Source organism: Bradyrhizobium sp. AZCC 2176, from assembly GCF_036924645.1.
Classification (GTDB): domain Bacteria; phylum Pseudomonadota; class Alphaproteobacteria; order Rhizobiales; family Xanthobacteraceae; genus Bradyrhizobium.
Genome location: NZ_JAZHRX010000001.1, coordinates 914,647 through 938,571, shown reverse-complemented (window position 1 = coordinate 938,571; position 23,925 = coordinate 914,647). Strand labels below are relative to the sequence as shown.

General features: G+C 62.3%; 22 protein-coding genes. 11 read left to right on the top strand and 11 right to left on the bottom strand.

Annotation, left to right across the window (positions count from 1 at the left end; genetic code table 11):
• Window positions 1-17 precede the first annotated feature (17 nt).
• Window positions 18-4,091 (bottom strand): BTAD domain-containing putative transcriptional regulator, encoded by a 4,074-nt coding sequence (locus tag V1288_RS04225; protein ID WP_334355877.1) that lies wholly within the window; start codon window positions 4,089-4,091, stop codon window positions 18-20.
• 206 nt (window positions 4,092-4,297) lie between these two features.
• Here V1288_RS04225 and V1288_RS04220 point away from each other — a divergent pair, with 206 nt between their 5' ends.
• Both V1288_RS04220 and V1288_RS04215 read left to right on the top strand, forming a co-directional pair.
• Complete coding sequence (locus V1288_RS04220; RefSeq protein ID WP_334355876.1) at window positions 4,298-5,461, top strand: helix-turn-helix transcriptional regulator; 1,164 nt, start codon at window positions 4,298-4,300, stop codon at window positions 5,459-5,461.
• A 302-nt stretch (window positions 5,462-5,763) separates the two neighbouring features.
• Entirely contained in the window at window positions 5,764-5,985 is a 222-nt protein-coding gene (locus V1288_RS04215; protein WP_334355875.1) for a hypothetical protein, read from the top strand.
• Between the two features lie 31 nt (window positions 5,986-6,016).
• Here V1288_RS04215 and V1288_RS04210 read toward each other — a convergent pair whose 3' ends face one another.
• A complete protein-coding gene (locus tag V1288_RS04210; RefSeq protein ID WP_334355874.1) occupies window positions 6,017-6,274 on the bottom strand; it encodes a hypothetical protein in 258 nt (85 codons plus the stop codon).
• Between the two features lie 53 nt (window positions 6,275-6,327).
• On the opposite strand from V1288_RS04210, the gene V1288_RS04205 reads away from it, so the two are divergent.
• From V1288_RS04205 to V1288_RS04190, 4 genes are all read left to right on the top strand, one after another.
• Window positions 6,328-6,579: a hypothetical protein gene (locus V1288_RS04205; RefSeq protein ID WP_334355873.1), complete on the top strand. Its 252-nt coding sequence runs from the start codon at window positions 6,328-6,330 to the stop codon at window positions 6,577-6,579.
• A 186-nt stretch (window positions 6,580-6,765) separates the two neighbouring features.
• Window positions 6,766-7,170, top strand: coding sequence for a hypothetical protein (locus tag V1288_RS04200; protein ID WP_334355872.1), 405 nt, complete (start codon window positions 6,766-6,768; stop codon window positions 7,168-7,170).
• A gap of 130 nt (window positions 7,171-7,300) precedes the next feature.
• The gene (locus V1288_RS04195; protein WP_334355871.1) at window positions 7,301-7,720 is read left to right on the top strand and encodes a DUF6647 family protein; all 420 of its coding nucleotides are present in this window, start codon (window positions 7,301-7,303) and stop codon (window positions 7,718-7,720) included.
• A 191-nt stretch (window positions 7,721-7,911) separates the two neighbouring features.
• The gene (locus tag V1288_RS04190; protein ID WP_334355870.1) at window positions 7,912-8,100 is read left to right on the top strand and encodes a hypothetical protein; all 189 of its coding nucleotides are present in this window, start codon (window positions 7,912-7,914) and stop codon (window positions 8,098-8,100) included.
• An 85-nt stretch (window positions 8,101-8,185) separates the two neighbouring features.
• Here V1288_RS04190 and V1288_RS04185 read toward each other — a convergent pair whose 3' ends face one another.
• From V1288_RS04185 to V1288_RS04160, 6 genes are read right to left on the bottom strand one after another with little or no spacing between them, the layout of a single operon-like run.
• Complete coding sequence (locus V1288_RS04185) at window positions 8,186-9,220, bottom strand: Bug family tripartite tricarboxylate transporter substrate binding protein (protein ID WP_334355869.1); 1,035 nt, start codon at window positions 9,218-9,220, stop codon at window positions 8,186-8,188.
• Window positions 9,213-10,352 carry a mandelate racemase/muconate lactonizing enzyme family protein gene (locus V1288_RS04180; protein ID WP_334355868.1) on the bottom strand — a complete coding sequence of 380 codons (1,140 nt, stop codon included), beginning with the start codon at window positions 10,350-10,352 and terminating at the stop codon, window positions 9,213-9,215. The genes V1288_RS04185 and V1288_RS04180 overlap by 8 nt, the downstream gene beginning before the upstream one ends.
• An 8-nt stretch (window positions 10,353-10,360) precedes the next feature.
• Window positions 10,361-11,323, bottom strand: coding sequence for an NAD(P)-dependent oxidoreductase (locus V1288_RS04175; protein WP_334355867.1), 963 nt, complete (start codon window positions 11,321-11,323; stop codon window positions 10,361-10,363).
• Window positions 11,316-12,221: a fumarylacetoacetate hydrolase family protein gene (locus V1288_RS04170; protein WP_334355866.1), complete on the bottom strand. Its 906-nt coding sequence runs from the start codon at window positions 12,219-12,221 to the stop codon at window positions 11,316-11,318. Before V1288_RS04170 ends, V1288_RS04175 begins: the two co-directional genes overlap by 8 nt.
• Window positions 12,222-12,236: 15 nt before the next feature.
• Window positions 12,237-13,376 carry a mandelate racemase/muconate lactonizing enzyme family protein gene (locus tag V1288_RS04165; protein ID WP_334355865.1) on the bottom strand — a complete coding sequence of 380 codons (1,140 nt, stop codon included), beginning with the start codon at window positions 13,374-13,376 and terminating at the stop codon, window positions 12,237-12,239.
• 54 nt (window positions 13,377-13,430) lie between these two features.
• Complete coding sequence (locus V1288_RS04160) at window positions 13,431-14,408, bottom strand: Bug family tripartite tricarboxylate transporter substrate binding protein (RefSeq protein WP_334355864.1); 978 nt, start codon at window positions 14,406-14,408, stop codon at window positions 13,431-13,433.
• Between the two features lie 110 nt (window positions 14,409-14,518).
• On the opposite strand from V1288_RS04160, the gene V1288_RS04155 reads away from it, so the two are divergent.
• Window positions 14,519-15,211 (top strand): GntR family transcriptional regulator, encoded by a 693-nt coding sequence (locus tag V1288_RS04155; RefSeq protein WP_334355863.1) that lies wholly within the window; start codon window positions 14,519-14,521, stop codon window positions 15,209-15,211.
• 66 nt (window positions 15,212-15,277) lie between these two features.
• On the opposite strand, the gene V1288_RS04150 is transcribed toward V1288_RS04155, so the two are convergent.
• From V1288_RS04150 to V1288_RS04140, 3 genes are all read right to left on the bottom strand, one after another.
• On the bottom strand, window positions 15,278-16,270 hold the full coding sequence (locus tag V1288_RS04150; protein WP_334355862.1) for a Bug family tripartite tricarboxylate transporter substrate binding protein: 993 nt from the start codon (window positions 16,268-16,270) through the stop codon (window positions 15,278-15,280).
• 273 nt (window positions 16,271-16,543) lie between these two features.
• Complete coding sequence (locus V1288_RS04145) at window positions 16,544-17,785, bottom strand: alpha-hydroxy acid oxidase (protein WP_334355861.1); 1,242 nt, start codon at window positions 17,783-17,785, stop codon at window positions 16,544-16,546.
• Between the two features lie 96 nt (window positions 17,786-17,881).
• Window positions 17,882-18,865, bottom strand: a complete 984-nt coding sequence (locus V1288_RS04140; protein ID WP_334355860.1) for a LysR family transcriptional regulator — start codon at window positions 18,863-18,865, stop codon at window positions 17,882-17,884.
• Window positions 18,866-19,102: 237 nt separating this feature from the next.
• On the opposite strand from V1288_RS04140, the gene V1288_RS04135 reads away from it, so the two are divergent.
• From V1288_RS04135 to V1288_RS04120, 4 genes are all read left to right on the top strand, one after another.
• Window positions 19,103-19,717 (top strand): UbiX family flavin prenyltransferase, encoded by a 615-nt coding sequence (locus V1288_RS04135; protein WP_334355859.1) that lies wholly within the window; start codon window positions 19,103-19,105, stop codon window positions 19,715-19,717.
• A gap of 32 nt (window positions 19,718-19,749) precedes the next feature.
• Entirely contained in the window at window positions 19,750-21,177 is a 1,428-nt protein-coding gene (locus tag V1288_RS04130; RefSeq protein ID WP_334355858.1) for a UbiD family decarboxylase, read from the top strand.
• A gap of 115 nt (window positions 21,178-21,292) precedes the next feature.
• Window positions 21,293-23,020 (top strand): thiamine pyrophosphate-binding protein, encoded by a 1,728-nt coding sequence (locus V1288_RS04125; RefSeq protein ID WP_334355857.1) that lies wholly within the window; start codon window positions 21,293-21,295, stop codon window positions 23,018-23,020.
• A gap of 49 nt (window positions 23,021-23,069) precedes the next feature.
• Window positions 23,070-23,912 carry an AraC family transcriptional regulator gene (locus tag V1288_RS04120; RefSeq protein WP_334355856.1) on the top strand — a complete coding sequence of 281 codons (843 nt, stop codon included), beginning with the start codon at window positions 23,070-23,072 and terminating at the stop codon, window positions 23,910-23,912.
• The last annotated feature ends 13 nt before the right edge of the window (window positions 23,913-23,925 follow it).

Sequence of the window (23,925 nt, the reverse complement as noted above, 5' to 3'; positions counted from 1 at the left end):
GGTCCACCCAGTCAGACCTATGCTCGCAATTGAGCTAGGAGCGCTTTAGCATCTTCCAGGTCGACTGTGTCGAAGCCCTCGGTGAACCAGCCATAGACAGGCGCAAGTAGATCACGGGCTTCAACATGCCTCCCCTGGTCGTGCCATAGCCGCGCGAGGCTCGTGGCGGCACGGAGTTCAAACATCCTGGCGCCCTGCGCGCGGCTCACGTCGAGCGCCCTACCAAAACACTCTTCCACATCGGTCAATGAATGACCCGCGGCGAGCCGCAGCTCGCCTTCATTCCGGTGCAGCTCCGCCTCCCAAATGTATTGTTCGGAGCGCTGTGATCTTTCTCGCGCATCGATGCACAGAGCCACGGCTGACCGGAAGTCGCCGGCGCGACCACGAACCCGGGCCAACAGGCTCGTGAAAAGCGGAACAAGAAATGTCAGGTTCTTGGCGTCGACATCGGCAATGCCCTTTTGCATCAGGGAAATGCCGCTCTCCGGTCCACCAGTCAATGAGAGGGCCCAGCCCTCAAAAATGATCCCACTGCTCCGCCATGCCAACACGCCGTGCTCCGTCGCAAGAGCACTCAACGCTTGCGTATGAGTTAGCACTGCGGCCGTATTCCCGAAAAGCTGCTCAAGCGCGGCTCCCGCTAAAAAGTGAGCGAAACCACTTGTGTTGACGTGATTGAGTGCGGCTGCGTAGCTGAGAGCTTGTGCCTGCATTCTTGCTGCACGGTCGGGGAAGCCTGAAATCCATTCGACTAACGCCAACAATGCTGATGCAGACGCGAATGGATCAGTGATGTACCGGGCCGCAAGGGATCGGTCACGCTCGGGATCGTACAGCGCAAGAGACTGCTCGAGTTCTTTCCGAGCCAATGCAAACTTTCCAAGCTGATACAACACAATCCCGGTTCCGCGGTGTGCCATCAGCTGCATCGCCCGGTCGCCTTGGCGGATGCCTAGCGTCCGGCAGCGTTCTGCGAATTCCAGTGCCTTGTAAGTGTTGCCGGTCGTGTTGCAGTAAGAGAACTGGGCATAGAGCGACGCAAACAGGTGTCCGACATCATCCAGCTTCTCGGAGAGGAGAATTGCGCGCTCGCTCGCAGCCCCGACCTCAGGACTTGAGTATCCACTCACTGCCACCAAAGGTGTGCCTAAGGTGATCTGGAAATCGAGCTCATGGCGATCGCGGTCCTCCGACTCCGGGAGCGTCCTCAGAAGCGCCAATCCTCGCTCAAGATGGCGGACTGCTTCCTGATCAGCCGAGCGCTCGGTGGCGCGTTGGCCCGCCTTGAACCAATGGCCGATCGCCTCCGTTGCAAGCCCGGCCTCGGTGAAATGGTGGGCGACAATCTCAGGCAGGGTTTCGGCCAGCGCCGCGAACCGCTCGACCAGCACATTGGCGATGCTCGCATGCAACTGCCTGCGCCGGCTCTTGAGCATCGTGGCGTAGGCGGCGTCCTGTATCAGTGCGTGCTTGAATGAGTAGCTCGCGTCCGGCGGCGTTCCGCGGCTGGAGATGAGGCCGGAGGCCGTCAGCCGCTCAAGTGCCGCGTCGAGGTCCCCCGGGGTCAAAGATGCCACCGCGCCAATCAGCTCGTGGGAGAACTCCCGTCCGATCGCAGAGCCGATCAGCGCCACATCCTTGCCCGAGCCAAGCCGGTCGAGGCGGGCCACCAGCGAGGCCTGCAGCGTCGTCGGTATGGCGAGCTCTGGCAGCGGTCCGTCGAGCAGGTAGCGGTCCGTTGTCTCCCGCAACAGCCCGCTCTCGAGCAGCGCGCTGGTCAGCTCCTCGATGAACAGCGGCACGCCATCCGTGTGCGCAAGGACCTGATCGACGACCGCGTCGGGCAGCGCCTTGCCCTTGGCGACACCACCAATAATGCTGGCGCTGTCGCGACGGCCGAGGCGGCTCAAGGGCAGCATCGTCACATGCGACTGGCCGACCCAGGTTGGCTGGAGCTCCGGCCGGACCGTGACGACCAGCAGCACCGGCAGGCTGGCGGCGCGGGCAACCATTCGATCGAGCAAATCCTGGGATGTCGGATCAATCCAGTGGGCGTCCTCGACCACGATCAGGACGGCGCCCTGCGCCGCTGCGCCGTCGAGCTGATCGAGAAGCGCGGTGAGAGTCAGCTCCCGCTTCTGCTGCGGGCTGATCGCCAACGCCGGATAGCGCCAGTCCGCCGGCACCCCCAACAGCTCGGCAACGAGCGCCACGTCGCGTAGCACATTCTCCGTCGTCGGCTTGAGCAAGGCCTCCAATTTGTCGAGTTTCACACTGACGCTGCTCCCCGGTTCGAAGCCCGCGGCCCGCTCGAGCTGCGCGATGAACGGGTAGAGCGGGCTCTGCACATGGTAGGGCGAGCAGAAATATCGAATGCAAGCATGCGGCTCGCCCTCGCGCGCGGCCAGCAGGCTTTCAGCGATACGCGACTTGCCGATGCCGGGCTCGCCCGTGAGCAGCACGACCCGACCCTCGCCGAGCTTGGCTTGATTCCAACGGCGCAGCAGCAGCTCAATCTCTTCCTGCCGGCCAACGAGCGGGGTCAGCGCGCCCGCGCGCCGCACCTCGAAGCGGCTGACGCCGGCCGTTTCGCCGCGCACCTGCCAAGCCTCCACCGGTTGCGGCAGCCCCTTCACGTCGATGGCAGCAAGCGCGCGGCAGTCGAACATCCGCCCCGCCAGCCGATGCGTGCTGGCGGCGATCACGACCTCGCCGGGCGCTGCCGCGGCCTGCAGCTGCGCTGCTACGTTTGGCGCCTCGCCGATCGCAACGCACTGCTGTGTGTCGCCGGTCCCTGACCGCTCGCCGATGACAACGAGCCCGGTGGCGATGCCAACGCTCACCTGAACGGTCACGCCTGGAGACGCTTTCAACGTGCCGATCGTGTCAAGGATGGCAAGGCCCGCACGCATGGCTTGCTCGGCGTCATGCTCACCAGCAGCGGGGTAGCCAAAATAGACGATCACGCCATCGCCCAGGTACTGGGCAACAAATCCATCGAATCGCGAAACAACATCGGCGACCGATTTGTGGAAGGCGGCGATGAGATCGTGCATGTCTTCAGGGTCGAGGCGCGCCGAAAGCGGCATCGACCCGACCATATTGCAAACCATGATCGTCAGCTGTCGCCGCTCGGGGTTTCCGGAGCCGACTGCCACCGCAGACGATGCTTCATCGCCGTCCGCTGCGGGGTTGTCGGCGTTCTCTTCCTCGTGGTCTCTCCTCATATTGCCAATGGGCAACGCCACAATCGATGACCGGTCGGGTTGCGGCAGGGTGGGCTTGGCGATCTCCCTTTCAGCGGACGACCTGCTCGGCGGCTCCGTGGCGCGAAGCTCGGCGGCGAGCGATCTGGTCGCAGCATCGGGCTCCGTGTTCAGTTCGCGCTTGAGCAGCGCAACGAGGTCCTGGTAATGCTTGAGAGCCTCGGCCTTGCGTCCCGTAGCCGCCAGCGCCCGTACCATCAACCGGTGGGCGTCCTCGCGCATGTTGTTGAGCGCGATGGCGCGCTGGCCGGCCTTCAGCGCTTGTTCGGCACGGCCGGCGGCCAGATCCTGTTCGCCGAGCCCCATCATGGCGCCAAGGGCAAGATCCAGCAATCTTTCGCGTTCACCAGTCAGCCATTCGGTCCAGCCCTCCTCGCCTACGCTAATGTCGTCGATCAGCCGACCCCGGTAGAGATCGGCTGCCGCGCTCAACGCATCCCGGCTGCCGTCACGGACCAGGGCCTCGAATCGGCTGACATCGCAGCGGACGGCCGCCGCATTGAGCGATACGACCTCACCATCGCTCTCCAGAGCGTCCTCGCCGAGCACTTTGCGCAGCCGGAACAAGGCCTGGCGCAGGTTCTGCCTGGCCCGCGCGTCGAAGCGGGAGCCCCACAACAGGGCCGACAGCTTCTCACGCGACTGCGGCCGGGGCGCGGTGCAGGCCAGAAAGGCCAACAAACCCGCGAGCTTCTTGCTCGGCAGGTCGACCACGCCATCCGGCCCGGTCAGCTCGAAGCCTCCCAGCAGCGAAAGACCAAATCTTGGAAAAAGCACGCCGTCCATTGGCGCACGCGGAATTTGCACGACGAAGCCCTCCAAGAGGCAAGTTCTACGCTTTTCTCGCCCCTTCCAGCAAGATTAACGCCGCTGTCACGCCGGACTGACGCTGGCGACGACGGCGGCAGGGCTCAATTGGCGAGGTACCGGGCATCCCGCCGCAAGAATCGGAGGACCACCATGCGCTCCATCGCGATCATTGCATCCCTCGGCGCACTATCGAGTGGTGCTGCCAGGGAGGGCTCTACGTGATCGGTTTGGACGGTGTCTCCGCCCAGGAGCTATCCGATACGATCGGCGCGATCTACGACTGCGCGCTCGATCCACATCAGTGGCCAGACACTTGCCGGAAGATTGCCGACCTGTGCGAGAGCACAGCGGGCGGAATATGCGTTCACGACATGCGGCACGTGCAAAATGATCAGTTATTCGTGTTCGGATACCAGCCGGAATTCCTTGAAAAGCTGGGAAGCCAATATGCACAAAGTCCAATGGCAGCGGCGGATATCGTCTCGAAGATCGGCGACGTTAGTGCTCTCTCTATGATGCGCCTCGAACTGTTGGGAAGCCGTTTCGCTCGAGAAGTGCTAGAGCCGTTCGGACTACTGGACATAATCTGGTTCCCGGCGTTGCGGACTGGCGGTCGCATGGCCTCCATGCATGCCTCACGGAGCGGGAAGGCGCCGCATTACCAACAGCTCGAGATCGGCCTGCTCAAGCTTCTTTCCCCGCACGTCTGCCGTGCCCTCGCCATCTCGGATGCGCTCGATATCAGGGCGCTGAGGTCGGAGATGTTGGAAAAGACGCTTGATGCACTCGTCACAGGTGTTTTCCTCACGTCACGCGATGGCCGCGTCGTCTATATGAATGCCGCTGCCGAGAGGCAGGTCAAAACCGGCAACTCCATTCGCATCGTGAACAACCGGATTTCTCCCACCGATCCCGCCACACGCGCTGCATTGTCGAAGGCCATTGACAAGGCGTCGCGCGACGATATCGACTTGGATACAAGCGAGCATTCCCTTGCGATCCCGGATATCGATGGCGCCGGCTATGTCGCAACCCTCCTTCCGGTCGATCGCGGTCAGCGCAGCGGCATTATCGCGCCGTTTGCAGCATCGGTAGCGGTGTTCACAAAGGATCCTGCTGAGGCGCCGCTGATGCCGGGTGAGGCTTTTGCCAGGCTTTACAGGCTGACCGGCGGCGAACTCCGCGTGCTGCTGGCGCTTACCCAGGGGTTGGGCGCCAAGGAGGCAGCCGACATGCTCGGCATCAGCGAGCCGACCGCGCGCACCCACCTGCAGCACATCTTCTCCAAGACCGACACGACCCGGCAGGCCGATCTCCTGCGCCTGTTGCAGAACTCGACGCCTCAGGTTCGGGCCCCACAGCAGGCTGTTCATTATTCCTGAGGCGGCCTGTCTCTAAATCGGCACCGCGCCCTATGGGCGACGGGACCGGCGCAATTGCGGTCTGGGCTGGCCCCTTCGCCTGCGAAGACCACATCGCCATCATCCACACTGTCGGGCGGCACGGCCAGCGAAACGGTTGACCTGGAGGTGGTTTGCGTGGCCGGCGGGCCCGAACAGTACGACCGGAAGACGCACAGCAACAGCAGTACCAGCCTCATTGGTTCCGATGATGCGGCGGCTGCGGTCGATTGCATAACATCAAGCATCGCCAATTCTGGGCACGTGCAACCGAAGGAACCGTCATGCGCGCACATCCTGTTGTCGCGGTCGCCACACTTATCCTGGTCGGGGTCGGCGTGAAGCTCACCTTCTTTTCCGCGCCGATGGCTGCGGCGGACGTACGCTCCACCAAAAGCGCGAGCATTGACGTCGCCGAGATACACCGAGAGATCAAAGATCTTCCGGTGGAAAATTTTCACGACATGACGTTCGTATCTCCAGTGGCGGTTGATCGCACGATCTAGCGCCTTCGGAACGCGGGCGTTGCCTTTCTTCTTAATACTCACACCCGGAGCGGCAATCGATATTGAGCGGTGAATATTTAAGCGCCTTCGTTTCAAAAAAATCATCGCGGACCAACTGCCTCAGGAGGTTTTCTTGCAAATTTACAGAAATAAACTTCGTCATGCCGACCATGCCATTGCGCGGCGATGGACCTTTGGCGCGGTCGGCTTCTACGGTTCCATCCTGGTCATGATGATCCTGCATGCAGAATTCGGCCAGAAATCCGGCGCTTCCCTCGCCGATGGCCACCGCGCTCAGTCGGCTTCCGTTGAAAGCTCCCGCAACAACGGCGTGGTGACCCGATGACAATCTCGAATTATTCAGTGACACGTTTGGAGCAATGTCCGCCGCAGCCTGACGGCACCGAGATCGTGGTCGCCGACATCTTGGGGCTGCCTTTGACATGGTGGGAGCGCGCCCGCTTCCGGTCAAAGCTGCGCGCGGATATCAGGGACAGATCTGATTTTCTGCGCGATGTCGGCATCGACGTGCTGGAAGCGCATGCTGAAGCGTGCCGCTTTTTCTGGCAACCGATCACGCTGAAGCGGCCATAATCGGTTCCGCGGCATCAGCGATTCCGATGATGCGGCTGCTGCGATCTATTGCCTGACATCGTGCACTGTCCTGGGAGCTTATGCCCCTGCAACTGCCGCCATCGCGCGGTCAGCCGTCGAGGCCATTGGTTCCAGATATTGTGCTGACAACGCATCAAATCATCAATCTACCGTGGTGTCCTGATAATGAAAAACACTTCGCGCCCTTCGGCCGTACTGCCGCCTCTCGCTTCGTTTCACGTCGAAAAGGAAAGGCGAAGCTTCTTCGCTTTTATCACTTCGGCGCTGCACAGCTCACGGCGCCTTCAGGCGGGTCGAATCCTGCGTCAATACGAACACTTGATCGCGTCTTCCGAGCAATCCGCTCTGCGCCAATCGAACCAGGATTCCGAAACTCGGGAAATGCTCGTCAGCAGCAGGCCGGCTCAACCGAGGTTGCCTGCTCAGCCTTCTGCCCGAAACGGGATGGGCTGGCTCGTGGCCGTGGCCGTGGCATTTTTAATCATTCACATCGTCGCCGGGACGATCTGGCCGCGCGCTTCCGAGAATGAGACCACGGCCTCTCAGGCAATATCCTCGTTGTACGATTAGCGAAGCACAACGCAGCTTGCGCGATGGTGCAAGCCGTTGCGCTTCATCATTCGAACTGACCGATGGTCCTGATTCATCCGCGGCATTGCACCGCGCGGGGACTGCGGTCTTGCTGCAGGAGGTCGTTCCCTTGAATAGTCTGATCGCAATCTACATCGCATGGATCGTTGCCCAGACCGGTTTGTCGGCTCCCGATCATCCGCCGATCCACTTCGTGACACCGGCGGAAATGGCAATGCGACATGGCTCGCCGGAAAATAGCGGGCTGGAGTTGCAAGCGCTCTATAATCGCAACGAGGCCTCAATTTACCTGCCTCAGGAGTGGCGACCCAATGATCTGCGGCAGAAGAGCGCCCTGTTGCATGAACTGGTGCATCATGTGCAGCGGTTCAACAAGATAGAGTTGCCTTGTCTCGCCGCGCTTGAGCGCCAGGCCTACGACCTACAAATCAAATGGCTGCGCGAACAAGGGGTGGACGATCCCTATGATCTGATCAAGACAAACGAGCTCAGCATCTACTTGGTGAGCACTTGTCGTGACGGATCATAGCCACTTACGACAAGAGCTGGTTCTCAACGATTTCGGCGAGGTGAATTGAGTGATCGACCGCGCGCGAGCCGGTGCAACTTCAATTGTCCGGATTTTGCCTGCAATCGCGCCGAACAACCCTTTGTCGGGCAGGGCCAGGGGCGGTTCTACAAATGGCGCGATGATCGAGTAGTGCCCCTGATTTGCCCGACGTGTCAAAAGGTTTTGAGGGAATCGCCCAAAGCATCCATGCCGACGACCACAATCCTACTTTGCATGGGGTTGTTTTCGATATTTTAGTTGGAGCGAGCACCGCGTCGGCCTTGCGGCTGTCTTTCCCGATGATGATCTTCCGCGCCATCGAGCAACGCACGGTGCAACGCTGGGGAATGCAGCGCTAATTACTTTACTCGTTGAATCTTGAATGGCCCATTTTTGGGGAGAATTTGTGATGTCGACGCAGCCATCGAGCGCTGCAACGAGAACTCACTCCGGCTGAATGTTGGCTTCCTTGACAACCTTGGCCCACTTCTGAATTTCCGCGCGAATATGATCCGTGAATCGAGCCGGCATTCCTCCGACGGGCTCGACGCCTTGTTCGGCAAACCTGCGCTTCACATCGTCCATCGCGAAGATCGCATTCAGCTCGGCGTTCAGTTTGCGCACGATCTCCGACCGCATGCCTGCCGGCCCTACGATGCCGAACCACACGGTAACCTCGTATCCGGGAACACCTGCCTCCGACACCGTCGGTACATTTCCGGCGAGCGCCGCGCGCGTCTTGCTGCTGACGCCAAGCGCGCGCAATTTTTCGGCATTGACCTGGGGCAATACGTTGGGGGTATTGTCGAAGGCGGTATCGATGTGCCCGCCGAGCAGGTCGTTTACCATCGGCGCGCTCCCCTTGTAGGGTACGTGCACGATGTCGATCCCGGCCATGCTCTTGAACAGCTCCATCGAGAGATGGTTGGACGAGCCGACGCCGGCGGAACCATAGCTGATCTTGCCGGGATTCTTCCTGGCGTAGTCGATCAGCTCCGTGATGGAGTTGATCGGCATCGAGGGTCTGATGACGAGAAGATTTTGCGTCTGACCCGCAAAGATCAGCGGCGTGAAATCCTTCACCGTATCGTAGGGCAGATTCTTGTAGATGCTGGGATTGGTGCCGAAGGGGAAAGCCACGCCGAGCAGGGTGTAACCGTCAGGCGCGGCCTTGGCGACGGATTCGGTGCCAATCAGCGTGCCGCCACCCGGCCGGTTCTCGACCACGACGGGAACGCCCCAGGCTTCGGCGAGCTTTTGCGATGCAATCCGCGCCAGCGTGTCATTGAATCCGCCGGGCGGGTAGGGAACGACGTAGCGGATGGTCCGGCTCGGGTAGTTGTCCGGGTCGACAGGTGTTGAGGCGGTCTGCGCCGATGCGGCGGTGGTGCCGACCACAAGAGCGAGGAGAGCGCGGCAGGCGAAGTGAACAAGACGGCGTGCGCTCGACGTGACTTCAGCCCGCTGCGTTTCAGACATAGCAAGGTCCCTCGATCAGCGGATGGGCGTTGATGAAGGCTTCATCGATCTCGACGCCAAGCCCGGGCATTTCCGACGGCTTGACGCATCCGTCGGCGTCAAGCGTGTAGGGGGCGCCACCGACCTCGTCGCGGAACGGGTTGTGTCTGGCGACATCGCCTTCGAAGTATCCGGGGAGATCGACGGCCGCGAGCACGTTGATGGTCGCGGCCATGTTGATGCCGGTCGCCGAGGTGTGCGGATTGAACGACAGCTTCCAAGCCGAAGCCATCGCTGCAATCCGCATGGTTTCGGTGACGCCGCCGGTCTTCGACAGATCCGGCTGCACAAAACTGACGGCGCCTTCCTCGATCAGGCGGGTGAACTCGAAGCGGGTGTAATGGTTTTCGCCGGCCGCGATCGGTGTGGTGCCGAGCGATGCGCCGGTCTGGTAGGAACGATAATCCTGCGCCGGGAACGGCTCCTCGAGCCAGCCGATCCCGAGCTCATCATAGGCCGGCATCACCCGGCGCACGTCGTCGACGGTGTAGCCGGTGTTGGCGTCGACCAGGATCTCGATGACGTCGCCGACCGCTTCGCGCACCGCGGTGGCGCGGGCTACATCGTCGCGCGGATTGTCGCCGACGCGCAGTTTTATCGCCTTGTAGCCGTTGGCGACGTAGCCGAGTGCCTCCTGCGCCAGCGAGGCCGGCGGCTGGTAGCCGAGCGAGATGCCGCCGGCATAGGCCTTGATCGGTTTTGAGGCGCCGCCGAGCAACTGGTACAGCGGCCAGCCGGCCGTCTTGGCCCTGATATCCCACAGCGCGAGATCGAGGCCGCTCAAGGCCATCGCTGCGGCATAACCCATGCCGTGGCTCGCCAGCTGCATCTGGTAGACGCGCTGCCAGACACCGACGACGTTCATCGCATCCATACCGATGACGAGTTCGGAGATCGTGGTGTCGATCAGTTTGGCGATCGCGCCGGGGCAGCGGCCATGATGGGCCTCGCCCCATCCGGTCAGGCCTTCATCCGTGGAGACCTTCACCAGCACAGCGTCGCGCTTGACCGCGCGGCCGATGCCCAGTCGGACGTTCTGGCCTTCCGGTACGCGATAGGAGATCGGAACCGCCTTGATCGATGTAATGCGCATGTTGGACCTCATGCCGCCTTGTAGGCGGGATTAACGAGATTGAGCGGCGCTTCGCCGCGCAGGATACGAAGCATTTCCTCGGCCGAGCCGACGGCCATCGCGTGGCCGCTGGTGGCGGTGATCCCCGCGGTGTGGGGCGTCAGCAGCAGGTTCGGACAATCGAACAGAACATCGTTCGACGGCAAGGGCTGCACGTCGAACACGTCGAGCGCCGCACCGCGGATCTTCTCCGATCGCAGCGCATCGACGAGGGCGGGGGTCTCGATCACGGCGCCGCGCGAGACATTCACCAGCACGGCGGACGGCCGCATCCGGGCGATAAGATCGCGGCTGACCAGGCCGCGGGTCTCGTCGGTCAGCGCGCAGCAGACCGCGATTGCGTCGCTGCGTGCGAACAGGTCTTCGAGCGAGACTTCCTGGATGGCGGCAGGCAGCGATCCCTTGCGGCGCGAGGTGCCGAGGACCGTCATCCCGAAGCCGTCGCGGGCGATATTTGCGATGCGGCGGCCGATCGTGCCGACGCCGAGGATGCCGAGCGCTGACCCGCTCAATTCGGTTAGGCCGTCCGCGGCCGCGCGCGAAGCCGCCCAGCCTTCGCTGCGCAGGCATCCGTCCACCCGCTGCAGCGGCCGGCGCAGATGCATCAAGGCCGACATCACATATTCGGCCACCGCGTTGGTGTTGCTTCCCGGCAAATTGGCCACCGCGATGCCGCGCGCGGTGGCGGCGGCGACCGGGATGAAGTCGAGACCGACGCCGTGCCGGACGATCCCTTTCAGGCGCGGCGCATGTCCAATAATATCGTCGGGCAGCTTGGCGCGCACGATGATGCCGTCGGCATCCCTGGCCCATTCGCGCAAAGTTTCCGGCCGTGCGTCGGGCGGGACGATCAGGCTGACATGCGGTGCGAGGATCGCTTCGCCATCGGGATGTATCGCATTGGTCAGCAGGACGATCGGTTTGTCAGGCATCTGGCGCAGGTCCCTCGATAATCGGATTGTGCAGGCGTCCGAGGCCTTCGACCTCAACTTCGACAGTCGAGCCTGGTTTGAGCCACGCCGGCGGCTTGTGCAGGGCGGCCACGCCGGCCGGTGTACCGGTGGCGATGATGTCGCCGGGCTCGAGCGCCTGCAAGCTGGACAGATAGGAGACGAGATCGGCTACGTCGAACAGCATGTCCCGCGTCGACCCGGACTGCAGCATGCGGCCGTCGACCTTCAGCGACACCGAAAGCGCGTGAGGGTCCTTCACTTCGTCGCGTGATGCGAGATACGGGCCGAACGGCCCGAACGTGGCAAAATTCTTGCCGCGGTCGAAATGGCTGTCTGCCTTGATGATCTCGCTGGCGCTGATGTCGTTAAAGCAGCCATAGCCAACGACGTGATCGAGTGCCCGGTCCTTGCCGACGTTTTCGGCGCGGGAGCCGATCACGGCGGCAAGTTCGGCTTCATAGGTGACGCCGCCGATTCCTGCCGGCAGCACGACCAACTGTCCGGGTCCGGTAATCGTTCGCGGCGCTTTCATGAACAGCACCGGCTTGTCCGGCGGCGCCATGCCGCGCTCGACCAGTGCATCGCGGTAGTTATGCGCAATGCCGAAGATACGTCGCGGCTCGGGCAGCGGTGCCGTCAGCGTGACCGAGGTGACTGGAAGTCTTGCGTCCTCTGCCAAACCGTGGGCGCCGATGCGTACCACGGCGCCCGCGAGGCCAGCCTCGATCAAGGCCAGCATCTGCGGCGCGGTGCCTCGCAGCGCCTCGCGCATCGACGGATGCGCGAGATCGACGACCTGGTCGCTCGCGTCGGCGCCATCGCCGAGCAGCACGCCTGCGCGAACAAAACCCTGCGCGCTGAAGCTGACAAATTTCATAATGCGGTAACCACTTCAGGCGACGCGGTAGCGGTCGATCACGCCGCGATCGATCTCGATGCCGAGGCCGGCGCCGGTCGGAACCGCAATCGTGCCCTTGACCTGGTTGATCGGCACGACGGCCAGATGATCGCGGAACGGATTTTCCTCCTGCTCGAATTCCAGCATCGGCGGCATTGGAAACAGGCTTGGCGGCTGGTTCGGTATCGACGCCAGGAAGTGGATGGTGGCGGCGATACCGACCGCGGAGCCCCACGCATGCGGCACGCATTCCACGCCATGCGTCGAGGCAAGCGCCGCGATCTTCTTGCATTCGGTGATGCCGCCCGCCGCGCAGACGTCCGGTTGCACGATGTCCATCGCCTTGCGCACGATGGCGTCGCGAAAACCCCAGCGGGTGAATTCATTCTCGCCGCCCGCCACGGCCATGTCGAGCGCCCGCGATACCTCGACATAACCGTCGATGTCCTCCGGCGAGATCGGCTCCTCGAACCACTCGATATCCAGTTCCTCCAGTCTGCGGCCAAGCCGGATCGCGGCGGGAACGGTGAGGCAATGATTGGCGTCGACCATTAGCTTGACGTCGGGGCCGATGGCCTCGCGCACCGCCTTGACGCGATCGAAATCGCGCTTGATCGCGCCGAGGCCGATCTTCATCTTGATCGCCTTGAAGCCTTTCCTGACGTAACCCGATGCTTCCTCGACGGCCTCGTCGACCAGCCGGTTCATGTCGGTGAAGTAGAGTCCGGTGGCATAGGCATCGACTTCGGTGCGGAACGCGCCGCCGATCAGTTTGTGAACCGGCTTGTTGCAGGCCTTGCCGACGATGTCCCACAGCGCGATGTCGATGCCGCTGATGGCGGCGATCGACATGCCCTTCGGGCCGTAATCCTTGATCCGGTTATAGAGGTCTTCCCAGATCACTTCGACGTCGAACGGATCACGGCCGATCACGCGCGGCGCTAGTTGGGTGTCGATGAAGGCCTTGGCGACGGCGGAAGGGCCGTAGCATTCGCCCCAGCCGACGATGCCGTCATCGGTCTCGATCTCGACCAGGCAAGTGCCGCGGGTCTTGTAGAGCCAGCCGCGCGAGGAGGTGAAGGGCCGCTGCACCGGGGCCGCAACGACGTGACAGGTGATTTTCTTGATGGGCAAGCGCGTGGCCTTTGTCTGGAATGCGGGGAACAGGGAGAGCGGCGATGCCGCCGCTTATTCTTTCTGGTCCTTCGGGAAGACCTGCGCTGCCACCGTGCCGAGCGCGGCGGCGACGCTGTCCACTTCCTTGGTCAGGGCATCGCCGGTCAGGTCGTCGACGAGGAACGCGTTCTTTTTGGAAAATTCCTTGAAGCGCGGATCCTGGATCGCTGCGCGAAACGCAGTGATCAGCTTGGTTCTGACATCGGCGGGCAGGTTGGCCGGCGCGACCACATAGGCCATCTGGACGACCGGGCCGTAGGGGAACACGTCGTATCCCTTGTCCTTGAAGGTCGGCACATCCGGAAACATCTCCAGCCGTTCGTTGGCGAAGACACCGATCGGCTTGAGCAGGCCTTCCTGAATCTGCCCGAGCGTTTCCGACGGCTTGAGCACGCCGGAAGCGACGTGCCCGCCGAGCAGGTCGGCGACCACCTTCGATCCGCCGGTGTAGGGCACGTTGACATAGTTGACGCCTGCGGCGCGCGCGGTCATCGACGCGAAGATGTGGTTGAGATTGTAGTTGCCGGGCGTGCCGATCGTGACTTTGTCGGGATTGGCCTTCATGAGCTTGATGAAATCGTCGAGCGATTTCTGCTCGGCCTTCGTCGGCACCAGCAGGATCAGCGGATCGGTGGAGACGCGGGCGATGTGGGTGAACTGCGCATTGGTGAGCGGCGTCTTGCCCTGCGCGATCAGCGCCAGCGTCGAACTGGTGCCCATGCCGATGGTGTAGCCGTCGGGGGCGGCGCTCGCCACCCGGCGCATGCCGATCGTGCCGGTGGCGCCGACCACGTTCTCGATCACGATCTTGATGCCGTGCTCTCGCAGGATCGGATCCAGCGCCCGTGCTGCGACGTCGTTCGAGCCGCCGGCATTCCAGGGCACGATCAAGGTGATGTCTCGCGCCGGATAGGCGGTCTGGGCCTGGGCAGCGGTGGCCTGAAACGCGGCCAGCGCCCACGCCAGAATAATCGCTGGTGATTTGAGCATTCTTGTTTCCTCCCGTTTTGTTGTTTGTTATAATAAACAACATCTGGTGGTCAATAGGCCGCCTTGCGAGGGATTTGCGCCATGTTGCGCGCTGCGATAGCGAGCGTCCGATGACAACGTCATTGAAGCGAATCGAACGCGAGCCGCTGTGGGATCTCGCGCACGCGCAGTTGCGCGATGCGTTGTTGGCCGGGCGGTTCGAGCCCGGCACGGTCCTGACCTTGCGCGCGCTGGCCGAAAGTTTTGGGACGTCGATCACGCCTGTACGCGACGCGCTCACCCGTCTGGTGGCGCAGGGCGTACTGCAGCAGGGACCGCGCAATTCGGCGATCGTGCCAAACCTGACACGCAAGGAACTGGCAGATCTTACGGTGGTGCGCTGCGCGCTCGAAGGACGTGCGGCGCGCGAAGCCGCCGTGCATCGACATGATGCTGCCGCGCTTCGCCGTCTTGAGGAGCGGCTGGCGACAATGCAGTCGCTGATCAAGGCGCGAAAGCTCGAAAGCTATCTCGAGCATCATCGGAAATTTCATTTCGGGATTTACGCGATGTCGGGGATCCCGCTGCTGGTCGAGACCATCGAGAACATGTGGCTGCGCTGCGGACCGGTGCTGTCCTTCGTGATTCCCGAATATGTCGTGCTCTTGAAAGGATGGGATCACCACACTGCCGCGCTGAAGGCGATCATGGCGGGTGACGCTGATCGCGCGGGAAGCGAGATCGTCGCCGACATCACGGAAGCCGCGCATTACCTCGGCGGTCTTGCAGATTCGACGGGACAATTGAGGCGGCCATCCAGCTAGTCATCTTGTAGCCATGATCTGTCAGCCTGCGCCGACGAGCAGCAGATTCGGGCAGGGCCATTGTCGTCAGTTGCTGGAAATGCCGGCTTCCTTGATGAGATTGCGCCATTTGATCACTTCCGACGAGATCAGAGCCTTGAATTCGGCCTGGCTTGTGTAGACCGGATCGGCTCCGATATCGATCATCCGTTTCTGCACCGCCGGATCGGACATGATCTTGACCACCTCGCCATGCAGTCGATCGACAATTGGCTTTGGCGTTCCCTTCGGAACGAGCAGGCCGAACCATGCAAAGGATTCCAGATCCGAAATTCCCGCTTCCGCCATCGTGGGGACATTCGGAAGGACCTTGCTGCGTTGCTTGCTCGTCACCGCGAGTGGCTTTATCTGACCAGCCTGCAACTGGCTTGCAATGTTGGGTATGAGCTGAAAGCTGGCCGGCACGTCGCCCGAAACAAGATCGACGGTAAGTTGGCCGGCCCCACGGTAGGGGACATGAATCAAACGCGTTCCTGTCCGGCGCTCGAACAGCACGCCAGCAAGATGTTGCGAGCTTCCATTGCCGATCGACGAAAATGATATCTGCTCTGGGCTCGCCTTCGCAAAATCGATGAATTCTTGCACGTTGGATGCGGGAATCTTGTTCGGATTGACGACCAGAACATTGGGCATCGTCGAGATCAACGAGATCGGCTCGAAGGCAGTCTCCGGATCATAGGGAAGATCTGCCGTCAATGTCTTGTTGACCGCGAGCGGACCTGAAGAGCTCAGCAGCAGCGTGTAACCATCCGGAGCAGCCCTCGCCACGCTGTGAGTGCCGATGTTGCCGCCGGCGCCTCCCTTGTTTTCGACCACAATGGTGCTGCGGAGAGACTCTCCCAACTTGTCGGCAAGGATACGCGTGATGGCGTCACTTGCGCCCCCAGCCGGAAAAGGCACCACCAACGTAATCTGGCGGGAGGGATAATTGTCTGCGGTTGCCGAAGCACCGTGCATGAAGAGAGCTGACAATGTGCAAAGCGCAATGGCAGTAGAGCGAGATAGCATTGGCGTCCTCAATGGGTGAGGGGCTGGCGGACCGTGACCACCCGGACAGCCCTGTCCATGTGGCACACGACGCGTACCCGAACGTCTCCTCCTGGCGCACTTGGGTGCACTTGAGGTCCAATTCTGAGCAAGTAACGGACGCGCCTCGATCCCGTCGAGTCTCGCGACTTACCAAAGTGTCTCAAAAAGCGTAGTCGGGTGAGCTGGCCAGGCTGTCGATTGCGGTTCTGCGGCGAATAGGCTCGATCTAAGACGCCAACCGTTCGCCGGCGACGTGTCGCGCACTCAGGCAAAATCGAAAGCGCCCCGATGGCGACATGTCAGTTGCGCTAATGCTTCGAGAGAATGCGCGCCCAATTGCCCCATTGCGGTTTCCAGCTCTTCCTTCAACAGTCCGGCCACATAGGAGGCGCCTCGCTCGCCGAGCGCACCGAGGCCGAGAAGGAAAGCGCGGCCGGCAAATGTGCCGCGGGCGCCGAGCGCGATGGCGCGTGCAACATCGAGGCCTGAGCGGATGCCGCTGTCGAACAGGATAGTGGCTCTGCTGCCAACGGATGCAACAATCGCGGGCAGGACATCGATCGCGGCAGGCGCTGCATCGAATTGCCGGCCGCCGTGATTGGAAACCAGGATGCCGTCCACTCCCGCTGCAATGGCCATCTCGGCATCGTCGGGATGCATGACACCCTTCACGACCAGCGCCCCCGGCCAGGCATCCCGCATCCGTTTCAGCACTTCCCACGAAAACGTGCCCTTGATCTGGGTCTGCACAAAGCCGGCCGTGTTCGCCAGCGTCGCCGGCTGTTCAACATAGCGCTCCATGTTGCGAAAGGCCGGGGTCCCCGCGGTAGCGAGCGCGAGCAGCCACGACGGCGACAGCGCGACATCCAGGATCGTCTTTGGCGTGGGCCGGAACGGGACCACCAAACCGTTGCGCAGGTCGCGCGGCCGTTTGGAGCGGACCGGTGCATCCAGTGTTGCGGCCAGCACCCGCACGCCGGCAGCATCCGCCCGCTTGATCAGATCGAAGGTGACGGCGTGGTCGTTGGCGGGCAATCCATAGAGTTGGAACCAGGCATAGGGGCCGGCAAGCTCGGCGACCTCTTCGATCGCAGCGGTGGCCAGCGTGCCGGCGATATAAGGAATTCGTGCCTTGCCGGCGGCGCTCGCGAGAATCCGCGTGGCGCCGGGCCAGATGATGCCGTCGACCCCGACGGGAGAAATGCCGATCGGCGCGGCGCAACGGACGCCGAACAGGTCAACCTCCGTCTGCACGGCAGCCGGACTGCCGTAGCGCGGCACCAGTTCCACGACATCGAGCGCTTCTCGATTGTGCCGCGTGTTCAGATCGCCTCCCGTGCCGCCTTCGAGGAAGTCGAAGGCAAAGCGCGGGATACGGCGGCGGGCGCAGCGCTCAATATCGTCAAGCGCTGGCAGGCGTTGCCGCAGGCGATCCTCAGGGTTCGTTCCGCTGCCGGCGCCCCAGCTGCGCGCGCGCGGCGAGGAGATGCGAAGATCGCCTGTCATGAGAACTGTCCCCGTTGTGCAGGGCTCTCTCATAGAGTGCGGCGTGTCATCTCCGCAAATAATTACCGATGATGAATGCGATAGCTTCCAGTGATATCAGGAACGCACCGACCGTGACTTGGCGCGCCGTGGGCTCCGGTGCCGTGCAGTCGTTTCCGAAACCGGCTGGATGTAGTTGCTCGCCGATGTCGCGGCCTCGACCAGGTCGTGACGAATGATATCGAGTACTGCCCGCGCAGCCGCGGACACCATTCGGCGCGGATGATGAACCCAGGCGATCGACCGGACGATCCGCGGCTCGGCAAAGCGATGCGCCTTGACCCTGCCATCTGCCAGCGATTGCTGCAGCGCGATCGTCGGTAGTACCGACACAAGGTTCGTGGTGGCAACCACATCGCAGAGAGCGGGCAGGGTGTCGAGTTCGAGCCGCGGCCGCAATTCGATGCCCGCCGCGGCAGCGTGCTCCTCCAGGATCATGCGCAAGCCGTGCCGCTTCGACGGCATGACCAGGTCGAACTCGGCCAGATGCCCGAACCGCAGGTTCGCCGGCGGCTTGGTCGGCGCATCCTTTCGACAGACGAATACCATTTCCTCGTCCATGACATGATGCGCCGCGAGTGAAACGCGCCGACGCGGCACGTTGATCAGCGCAAAGTCGAGCAGCCCGGAATTCACCCAGTCGGTCAATGTCTCGGTGTAGCCCTCGCAGACCGAGAGCGTGATCTCCGGATAGAGATGTGCCACGGTTGCGGACGAACTCGCCATGGTGCTTTGTGCCACCGAGGTGATCAGTCCGGCCGATACCCGGCCGGAAATGCGGCCGTTTAGCCGCGCCATTTCCTGTTTGGCATATTCGACATCGCGAGCGATCGGCGAAACGAGCCGGCAGAACGCTTCGCCTGCGACCGTCAGTGTCATTCCATGGCTGCTGCGCTCGAACAGCTTTTGACCAAGCTCGGCCTCGAGCTTGGCGATCTGCATGCTGAGCGCCGGCTGTACGATATTGAGCTGGCGCGCCGCGCGGGTGACACTTTTTTCTTCCGCCAGACAAAGGAAATATTGGATCTGCCTGAATTCCATCGACGTCTCCCCCTGTCGGGCGACGGGCCGGCTCCGCATCGGCCGTCTCATCACTCCGAATGATCGAGTATATCATCAATCATTATTTGTGCTGATATTAGCTTGCCTTTACGCTTCCTTCAAACGACCGGACGCGGGTGGTCCGGGGCCGGAGCGCCACGCGGTTCAGGCAATAGCAATCATCTCGCGCTGCAAACGCCTGGCGTCGCGGGCATCGCGAAACAGGGAGTGAAGGCGATGCAGGATCGCGCACCCACGCGGTTGATTATCGGTATCTCCGGGGCCTCGGGCGTGGCTTACGGTGTGCGGCTGCTGCAGTTGCTTCGAAATGCCGGCATCGAGACGCACCTAGTGATGTCGAGGACGGCCGAGCAGACTTTTGCCTACGAGACCGACTTGAAGATCTCCGAGGTGAGGGCGCTCGCCCATTTCAACCATGCCATTGACGATATGGCTGCCTCGATCTCCAGCGGTTCTTTTCGCACAGCGGGCATGATCGTCGCTCCCTGTTCGATGCGGTCAATGTCGGAAATCGCCTCCGGCGTCACCACGACGCTGCTGACGCGAGCTGCCGATGTCGTCCTCAAGGAGAAGCGCCGACTCGTGTTGATGGTGCGCGAAACACCGCTGCATACGGGTCACCTGCGCACCATGACCGCGCTTTCTGAAATCGGGGCGATCATCGCGCCTCCCGTGCCGGCGTTCTACGCCAAGCCCGACAGTCTGGAGGACTTGGTCGAACACACCGTCGGGCGCGTGCTCGACCTGTTCGATGTCGACATCGGCGTCGTGCGCCGCTGGGGTGAGGACGAGGCGCTCAAGCGTCGTTCGCCACGAAAAATTGCTCCCTGAACGCCTGCAGAAGACCACGGAAAGATCGCATCATGCAGACCGATAACCTGGCTAGAACCGCTGCGGCGGACGCGCCGAAGGACTTGCGCTCCTGGCTCGCCCACCTTGCCGAGCGCGGCAAGCTTGCTGTCGCCCGCGAGGGCGTGGAACTCGCCGATGAGCTTGCCGCCATTTCGAAGCGGCTGGAGCGCGACCGCGCGGTGCTGTTTCCAAAGCCCGGCGGGCACGACATCCCCGTGGTCGCCAATCTGTTCGCAGCGCGGGACTGGGTCGCCGAATCCATTGGTGTCGGCGCCGATCAGTTGCTGGGGCGCTTCCTTGCTGCGGCGCGCGATCCTCTGCCGAGCCGCGAAGTGAGCAGCGGCCCGGTTCAGGAAATCGTCCACAACGAGGTGGACCTTCTCAGGCAGCTACCAATCCCGAAGCACAACGAGCGCGACAGCGGACCCTATATCACGGCAGGCCTGCTGATCGCTCGCAATCCGCGCAACGGCATCCAGAACGTATCGATCCATCGGTGTCAGATCAGCGGTCCGAACCGGATCGGCGTTCTGTTGTTGCCCAGGCATACGCTCTCTTATTTCCGCATGGCCGAGGAGGCAGGCGAAGCGCTTGAGATCGCAATCGTCATTGGGGTCCATCCGGCACTGCTGCTGGCGTCGCAGGCGATTGCTGCGCTCGATGAGGACGAGATGGGGATTGCCGGCGCGCTCCTAGGTCAGTCCGTCGATGTCGTGAAGTGCAAGACCAATTCCGTCCGCGTGCCTGCCCAGGCGGAGATTGTGATCGAAGGGCGAATTCTCCCGCGCGTGCGCGAGCCGGAAGGGCCGTTTGGTGAGTTTCCCCAATACTATGGCCCGCGGGCAAACCGCGAGGTGATCGAAGTGGACGCCGTCACTCACCGCGCCCGGCCGATCTACCACACCATTGTCGGCGGGGGCTACGAGCACCTCGTTCTCGGTGCCGTGCCGCGCGAGGCGACGCTGCTGCAGCATCTGCGGCGCAGCTTCCCGAACGTACTCGACGTACGTCTCCCGCGCGGCGGCACCTGCCGCTACCATCTTGCAGTCAAGATCGACAAGACGTCCGACGGCGAGCCGAAAAACATCATCATGTGTGCCTTCGGCGCCCACTATGACATCAAGCAGGTTGTCGTCGTCGACAAGGACGTCAATATCGGCGATTCCGAGGAAATCGAATGGGCGGTAGCGACGCGCTTCCAAGCCGATCGCGATCTTCTGGTCGTTTCGGGCGCGCTCGGGTCCAAGCTCGATCCGACCACAAAGGATGGCATCAGCGCCAAGATGGGACTCGATGCGACCGTGCCGGTCGACGCGCCGGAACTCGATTTCAAGCGCATTCATGTCAAGGGTGAGGAGCGCGTCGATCTCGCTTCGGCCCTGCAGAACAGTCCCGAGGCCGCGATCTCTCGTGTTCTTCGAGGGGCGCTTAGAGCATGATCCGGAAAAGTGGGTACCGGTTTTCCGGAAAGGTCATGCTCAAACAAAAAGATGGCCACCAGGACCAATCCGTTCGACCTGCCATGTATTTTGAGCCGAAGAGTTGCCGATCTTGATGACTTCAAACCAGCGCAGTGGCGGCGAGATTCTCGTCGATACGCTGAAGATTCACGGCGTGGATACGGTATTCTGCCTGCCCGGGGAAAGTTTTCTGGCCGCGATCGATGCGCTCGCCGGGGCGGGCGATGCGATCCGGACCATCGTGACCCGGCATGAGGCGGGCGCCGCGCACATGGCCGAGGCGTATGGTAAGCTGACCGGGCATCCCGGAATCTGCTTTGTCACGCGAGGGCCGGGCGCAAGCCACGCCGCAATCGGCGTTCACACGGCGTCTCAGGATTCCACGCCGATGATCCTGTTCATCGGCCAGGTTGCCCGCAACATGCTGGGACGCGAGGCATGGCAGGAAGTCGACTTCCGCCGGATGTTCGGTGGCATGGCCAAATGGGTCGTCGAAATCGATCGCGCCGAGCGCATCCCTGAACTGGTCAGCCGTGCCTTCCATGTTGCGGTGTCCGGGCGCCCGGGGCCGGTCGTGGTCTCGCTGCCGGAGGACATGCTTACAGAGCGAGCCCCGGTCGCGAATGCCGGTCGCTACGTGCGGGCTGCCGCCCATCCCGGTCCCGCTCAGCTGTCCCGTTTGGTCGAGATGATCGATGGCGCCGAGCGGCCCCTCGTCATCGTAGGTGGCGGCGGTTGGAATGCCCGAGCCTGCGCGGACCTCAAGAGCTTCGTCGAGACCTTCAGCCTGCCGGTTGTCGCCGGCTTCCGTCGTCAGGACATTCTTGACAACCGGCATTCGCATTATGTCGGCCACGCCGGCCTTGGTCCAAGCACAAAGCTGATCGAACGCATTCGCGGCGCCGACCTGATCATCGCCATGGGTGGGCGCCTGGGTGAGACTACGACGTTAGGTTATACCTTGTTTGAAATTCCTCGCCCGGCTCAATGCTTCGTGCATGTCCATGCCGATCCGAACGAGCTTGGCCGCGTCTATCAGGCCGATCTTTCGATCAACGCCGGCATGCCCGAGATTACCGCCGCGCTGGCTGGATTACGGCCCTCGCAAAGATACAGACCCGAGACGGAAACGCGACGGAGCGAGTGGCTCGCAGCCGCGCGCGAGGAATTCATCGCCGATCAGGTGCCGCCGGGATCCATGCCGGGTCCGGTTGATCTCGGCAAGGTGATGCTGTTCTTGCGCGATGCCCTGCCGGAAGATGCGATCATCTCGAACGGGGCGGGCAACTACGCGATCTGGGTCCACAAGTTTCACCGATATGGCGGTTTCAGGACGCAGCTTGCGCCCACATCAGGAGCTATGGGCTATGGCCTCCCTGCGGCGATCACGGCCAAACTGGTCCACCCTGACCGCACCGCGGTCTGCTTTGCCGGAGATGGCTGCTTTCTGATGAGCGCCAATGAGCTTGCGACCGCGTCGCGACATGGCCTCGGCGTGATTGTCATTGTCGTCAACAACGGCATGTACGGATCGATCCGCATGCACCAGGAGAAGGAATATCCGGGGCGCGTTCACGCGACCGCGCTCGATAATCCGGATTTCGTGGCGCTGGCCCGCTCCTTTGGCGGCTATGGCGAACAGGTCCTGGAAACCGACAGCTTTGCTGCGGCCTTTGCCCGGGCAAGGGCCTTTGCAGACGAGCGGCGAAAGCCAGCCCTCCTGGAACTGAAGATCGATGCAGAAGCCATTGCTCCGGCTGCCACGCTGACGCAATTGCGTGAGCGTGCGCTGGCGTCGCGGCACGCGATACGATCCTCGTGAGGTGCCCGCCTTGCGCTGAAATGAAGCAGCTTGTGAAGAGGAGGACAGTATGTCGACAGCTCTGCGCATTGCTCACGGCGCCTTTGGTCGGGTTGCGCTCCTGGACATGGACCGCTCGCTGGTGCGTCACGCGCACCCGCAGTGCCACGTCCTCCTCAAGGTTGAAGGCGCCGACACGCAATTCCTGGTGGGCGACAGGGCATATCCGCTCACGGATACCAACGCTGTGCTGGTCGATGCCTGGACGCCGCATGCCTACGTGCACGACCCGGCGCGACCGCGGACTCTCATTCTCGCGCTCTACGTCGAACCGCATTGGCTAAGGGAGTTTCGTCCCGGCTGGGCGGCCAGCGGCGCGCCCGGCTTTTTCGAGCAGCGTTCGGGTGAAATCTCGCCGCGGATTCGTCAGCTCACGCTCCGGCTGGCCGCCGAGTTGGTGGAGCATCCGGACTGCACCCGTGTCCATGAACAAGCCCTCTCGGAGCTCATGATCGCGGTAATCGAGCGCTTCACGTCCTGGCGCCGTTTTCCGAATTCGATCCGCGGCATGAATGCGAAGAGCTGCGACTGGCGGATCAGGCGCGTCACGGAAGCGATGCGAACCCGGGACGGTTCGTGCGCCAGCGTCGATCAATTCGCGAAGGACGCGGGCTTGTCGCGTGCGCAGTTCTTTCGCCTGTTCGAGGCTTCGCTCGGTGTGTCGCCAAAGATCTATCTGAATGTGGTACGCATGGAGCGGGTACTCGATGCGGTGATGCATCAGGATGTGCCCTTCGGCGCACTCAGCGAGCGCTTCGGCTTTCCGGAGCCGGCGCATTTCACGCGCTTCTTCCGCGATCACACCGGCGTGAGTCCGCGCGAGTTTCGCAACGTCTCGCGCCTTGCCAACTGACTATTGCCGCGGA

Bases quoted from the DNA above. Each gene is read 5' to 3' on its own strand.
- V1288_RS04160 (WP_334355864.1), bottom strand. From the start codon at position 14,408: ATGCTCAAATCACCAGCGATTATTCTGGCGTGGGCGCTGGCCGCGTTT.
- V1288_RS04185 (WP_334355869.1), bottom strand. From the start codon at position 9,220: ATGTCTGAAACGCAGCGGGCTGAAGTCACGTCGAGCGCACGCCGTCTT.
- V1288_RS04135 (WP_334355859.1), top strand. From the start codon at position 19,103: ATGCAGGATCGCGCACCCACGCGGTTGATTATCGGTATCTCCGGGGCC.
- V1288_RS04130 (WP_334355858.1), top strand. From the start codon at position 19,750: ATGCAGACCGATAACCTGGCTAGAACCGCTGCGGCGGACGCGCCGAAG.
- V1288_RS04205 (WP_334355873.1), top strand. From the start codon at position 6,328: ATGACAATCTCGAATTATTCAGTGACACGTTTGGAGCAATGTCCGCCG.
- V1288_RS04140 (WP_334355860.1), bottom strand. From the start codon at position 18,865: ATGGAATTCAGGCAGATCCAATATTTCCTTTGTCTGGCGGAAGAAAAA.
- V1288_RS04155 (WP_334355863.1), top strand. From the start codon at position 14,519: ATGACAACGTCATTGAAGCGAATCGAACGCGAGCCGCTGTGGGATCTC.
- V1288_RS04125 (WP_334355857.1), top strand. From the start codon at position 21,293: ATGACTTCAAACCAGCGCAGTGGCGGCGAGATTCTCGTCGATACGCTG.
- V1288_RS04180 (WP_334355868.1), bottom strand. From the start codon at position 10,352: ATGCGCATTACATCGATCAAGGCGGTTCCGATCTCCTATCGCGTACCG.
- V1288_RS04200 (WP_334355872.1), top strand. From the start codon at position 6,766: ATGAAAAACACTTCGCGCCCTTCGGCCGTACTGCCGCCTCTCGCTTCG.
- V1288_RS04215 (WP_334355875.1), top strand. From the start codon at position 5,764: ATGCGCGCACATCCTGTTGTCGCGGTCGCCACACTTATCCTGGTCGGG.
- V1288_RS04175 (WP_334355867.1), bottom strand. From the start codon at position 11,323: ATGCCTGACAAACCGATCGTCCTGCTGACCAATGCGATACATCCCGAT.
- V1288_RS04120 (WP_334355856.1), top strand. From the start codon at position 23,070: ATGTCGACAGCTCTGCGCATTGCTCACGGCGCCTTTGGTCGGGTTGCG.
- V1288_RS04170 (WP_334355866.1), bottom strand. From the start codon at position 12,221: ATGAAATTTGTCAGCTTCAGCGCGCAGGGTTTTGTTCGCGCAGGCGTG.
- V1288_RS04145 (WP_334355861.1), bottom strand. From the start codon at position 17,785: ATGACAGGCGATCTTCGCATCTCCTCGCCGCGCGCGCGCAGCTGGGGC.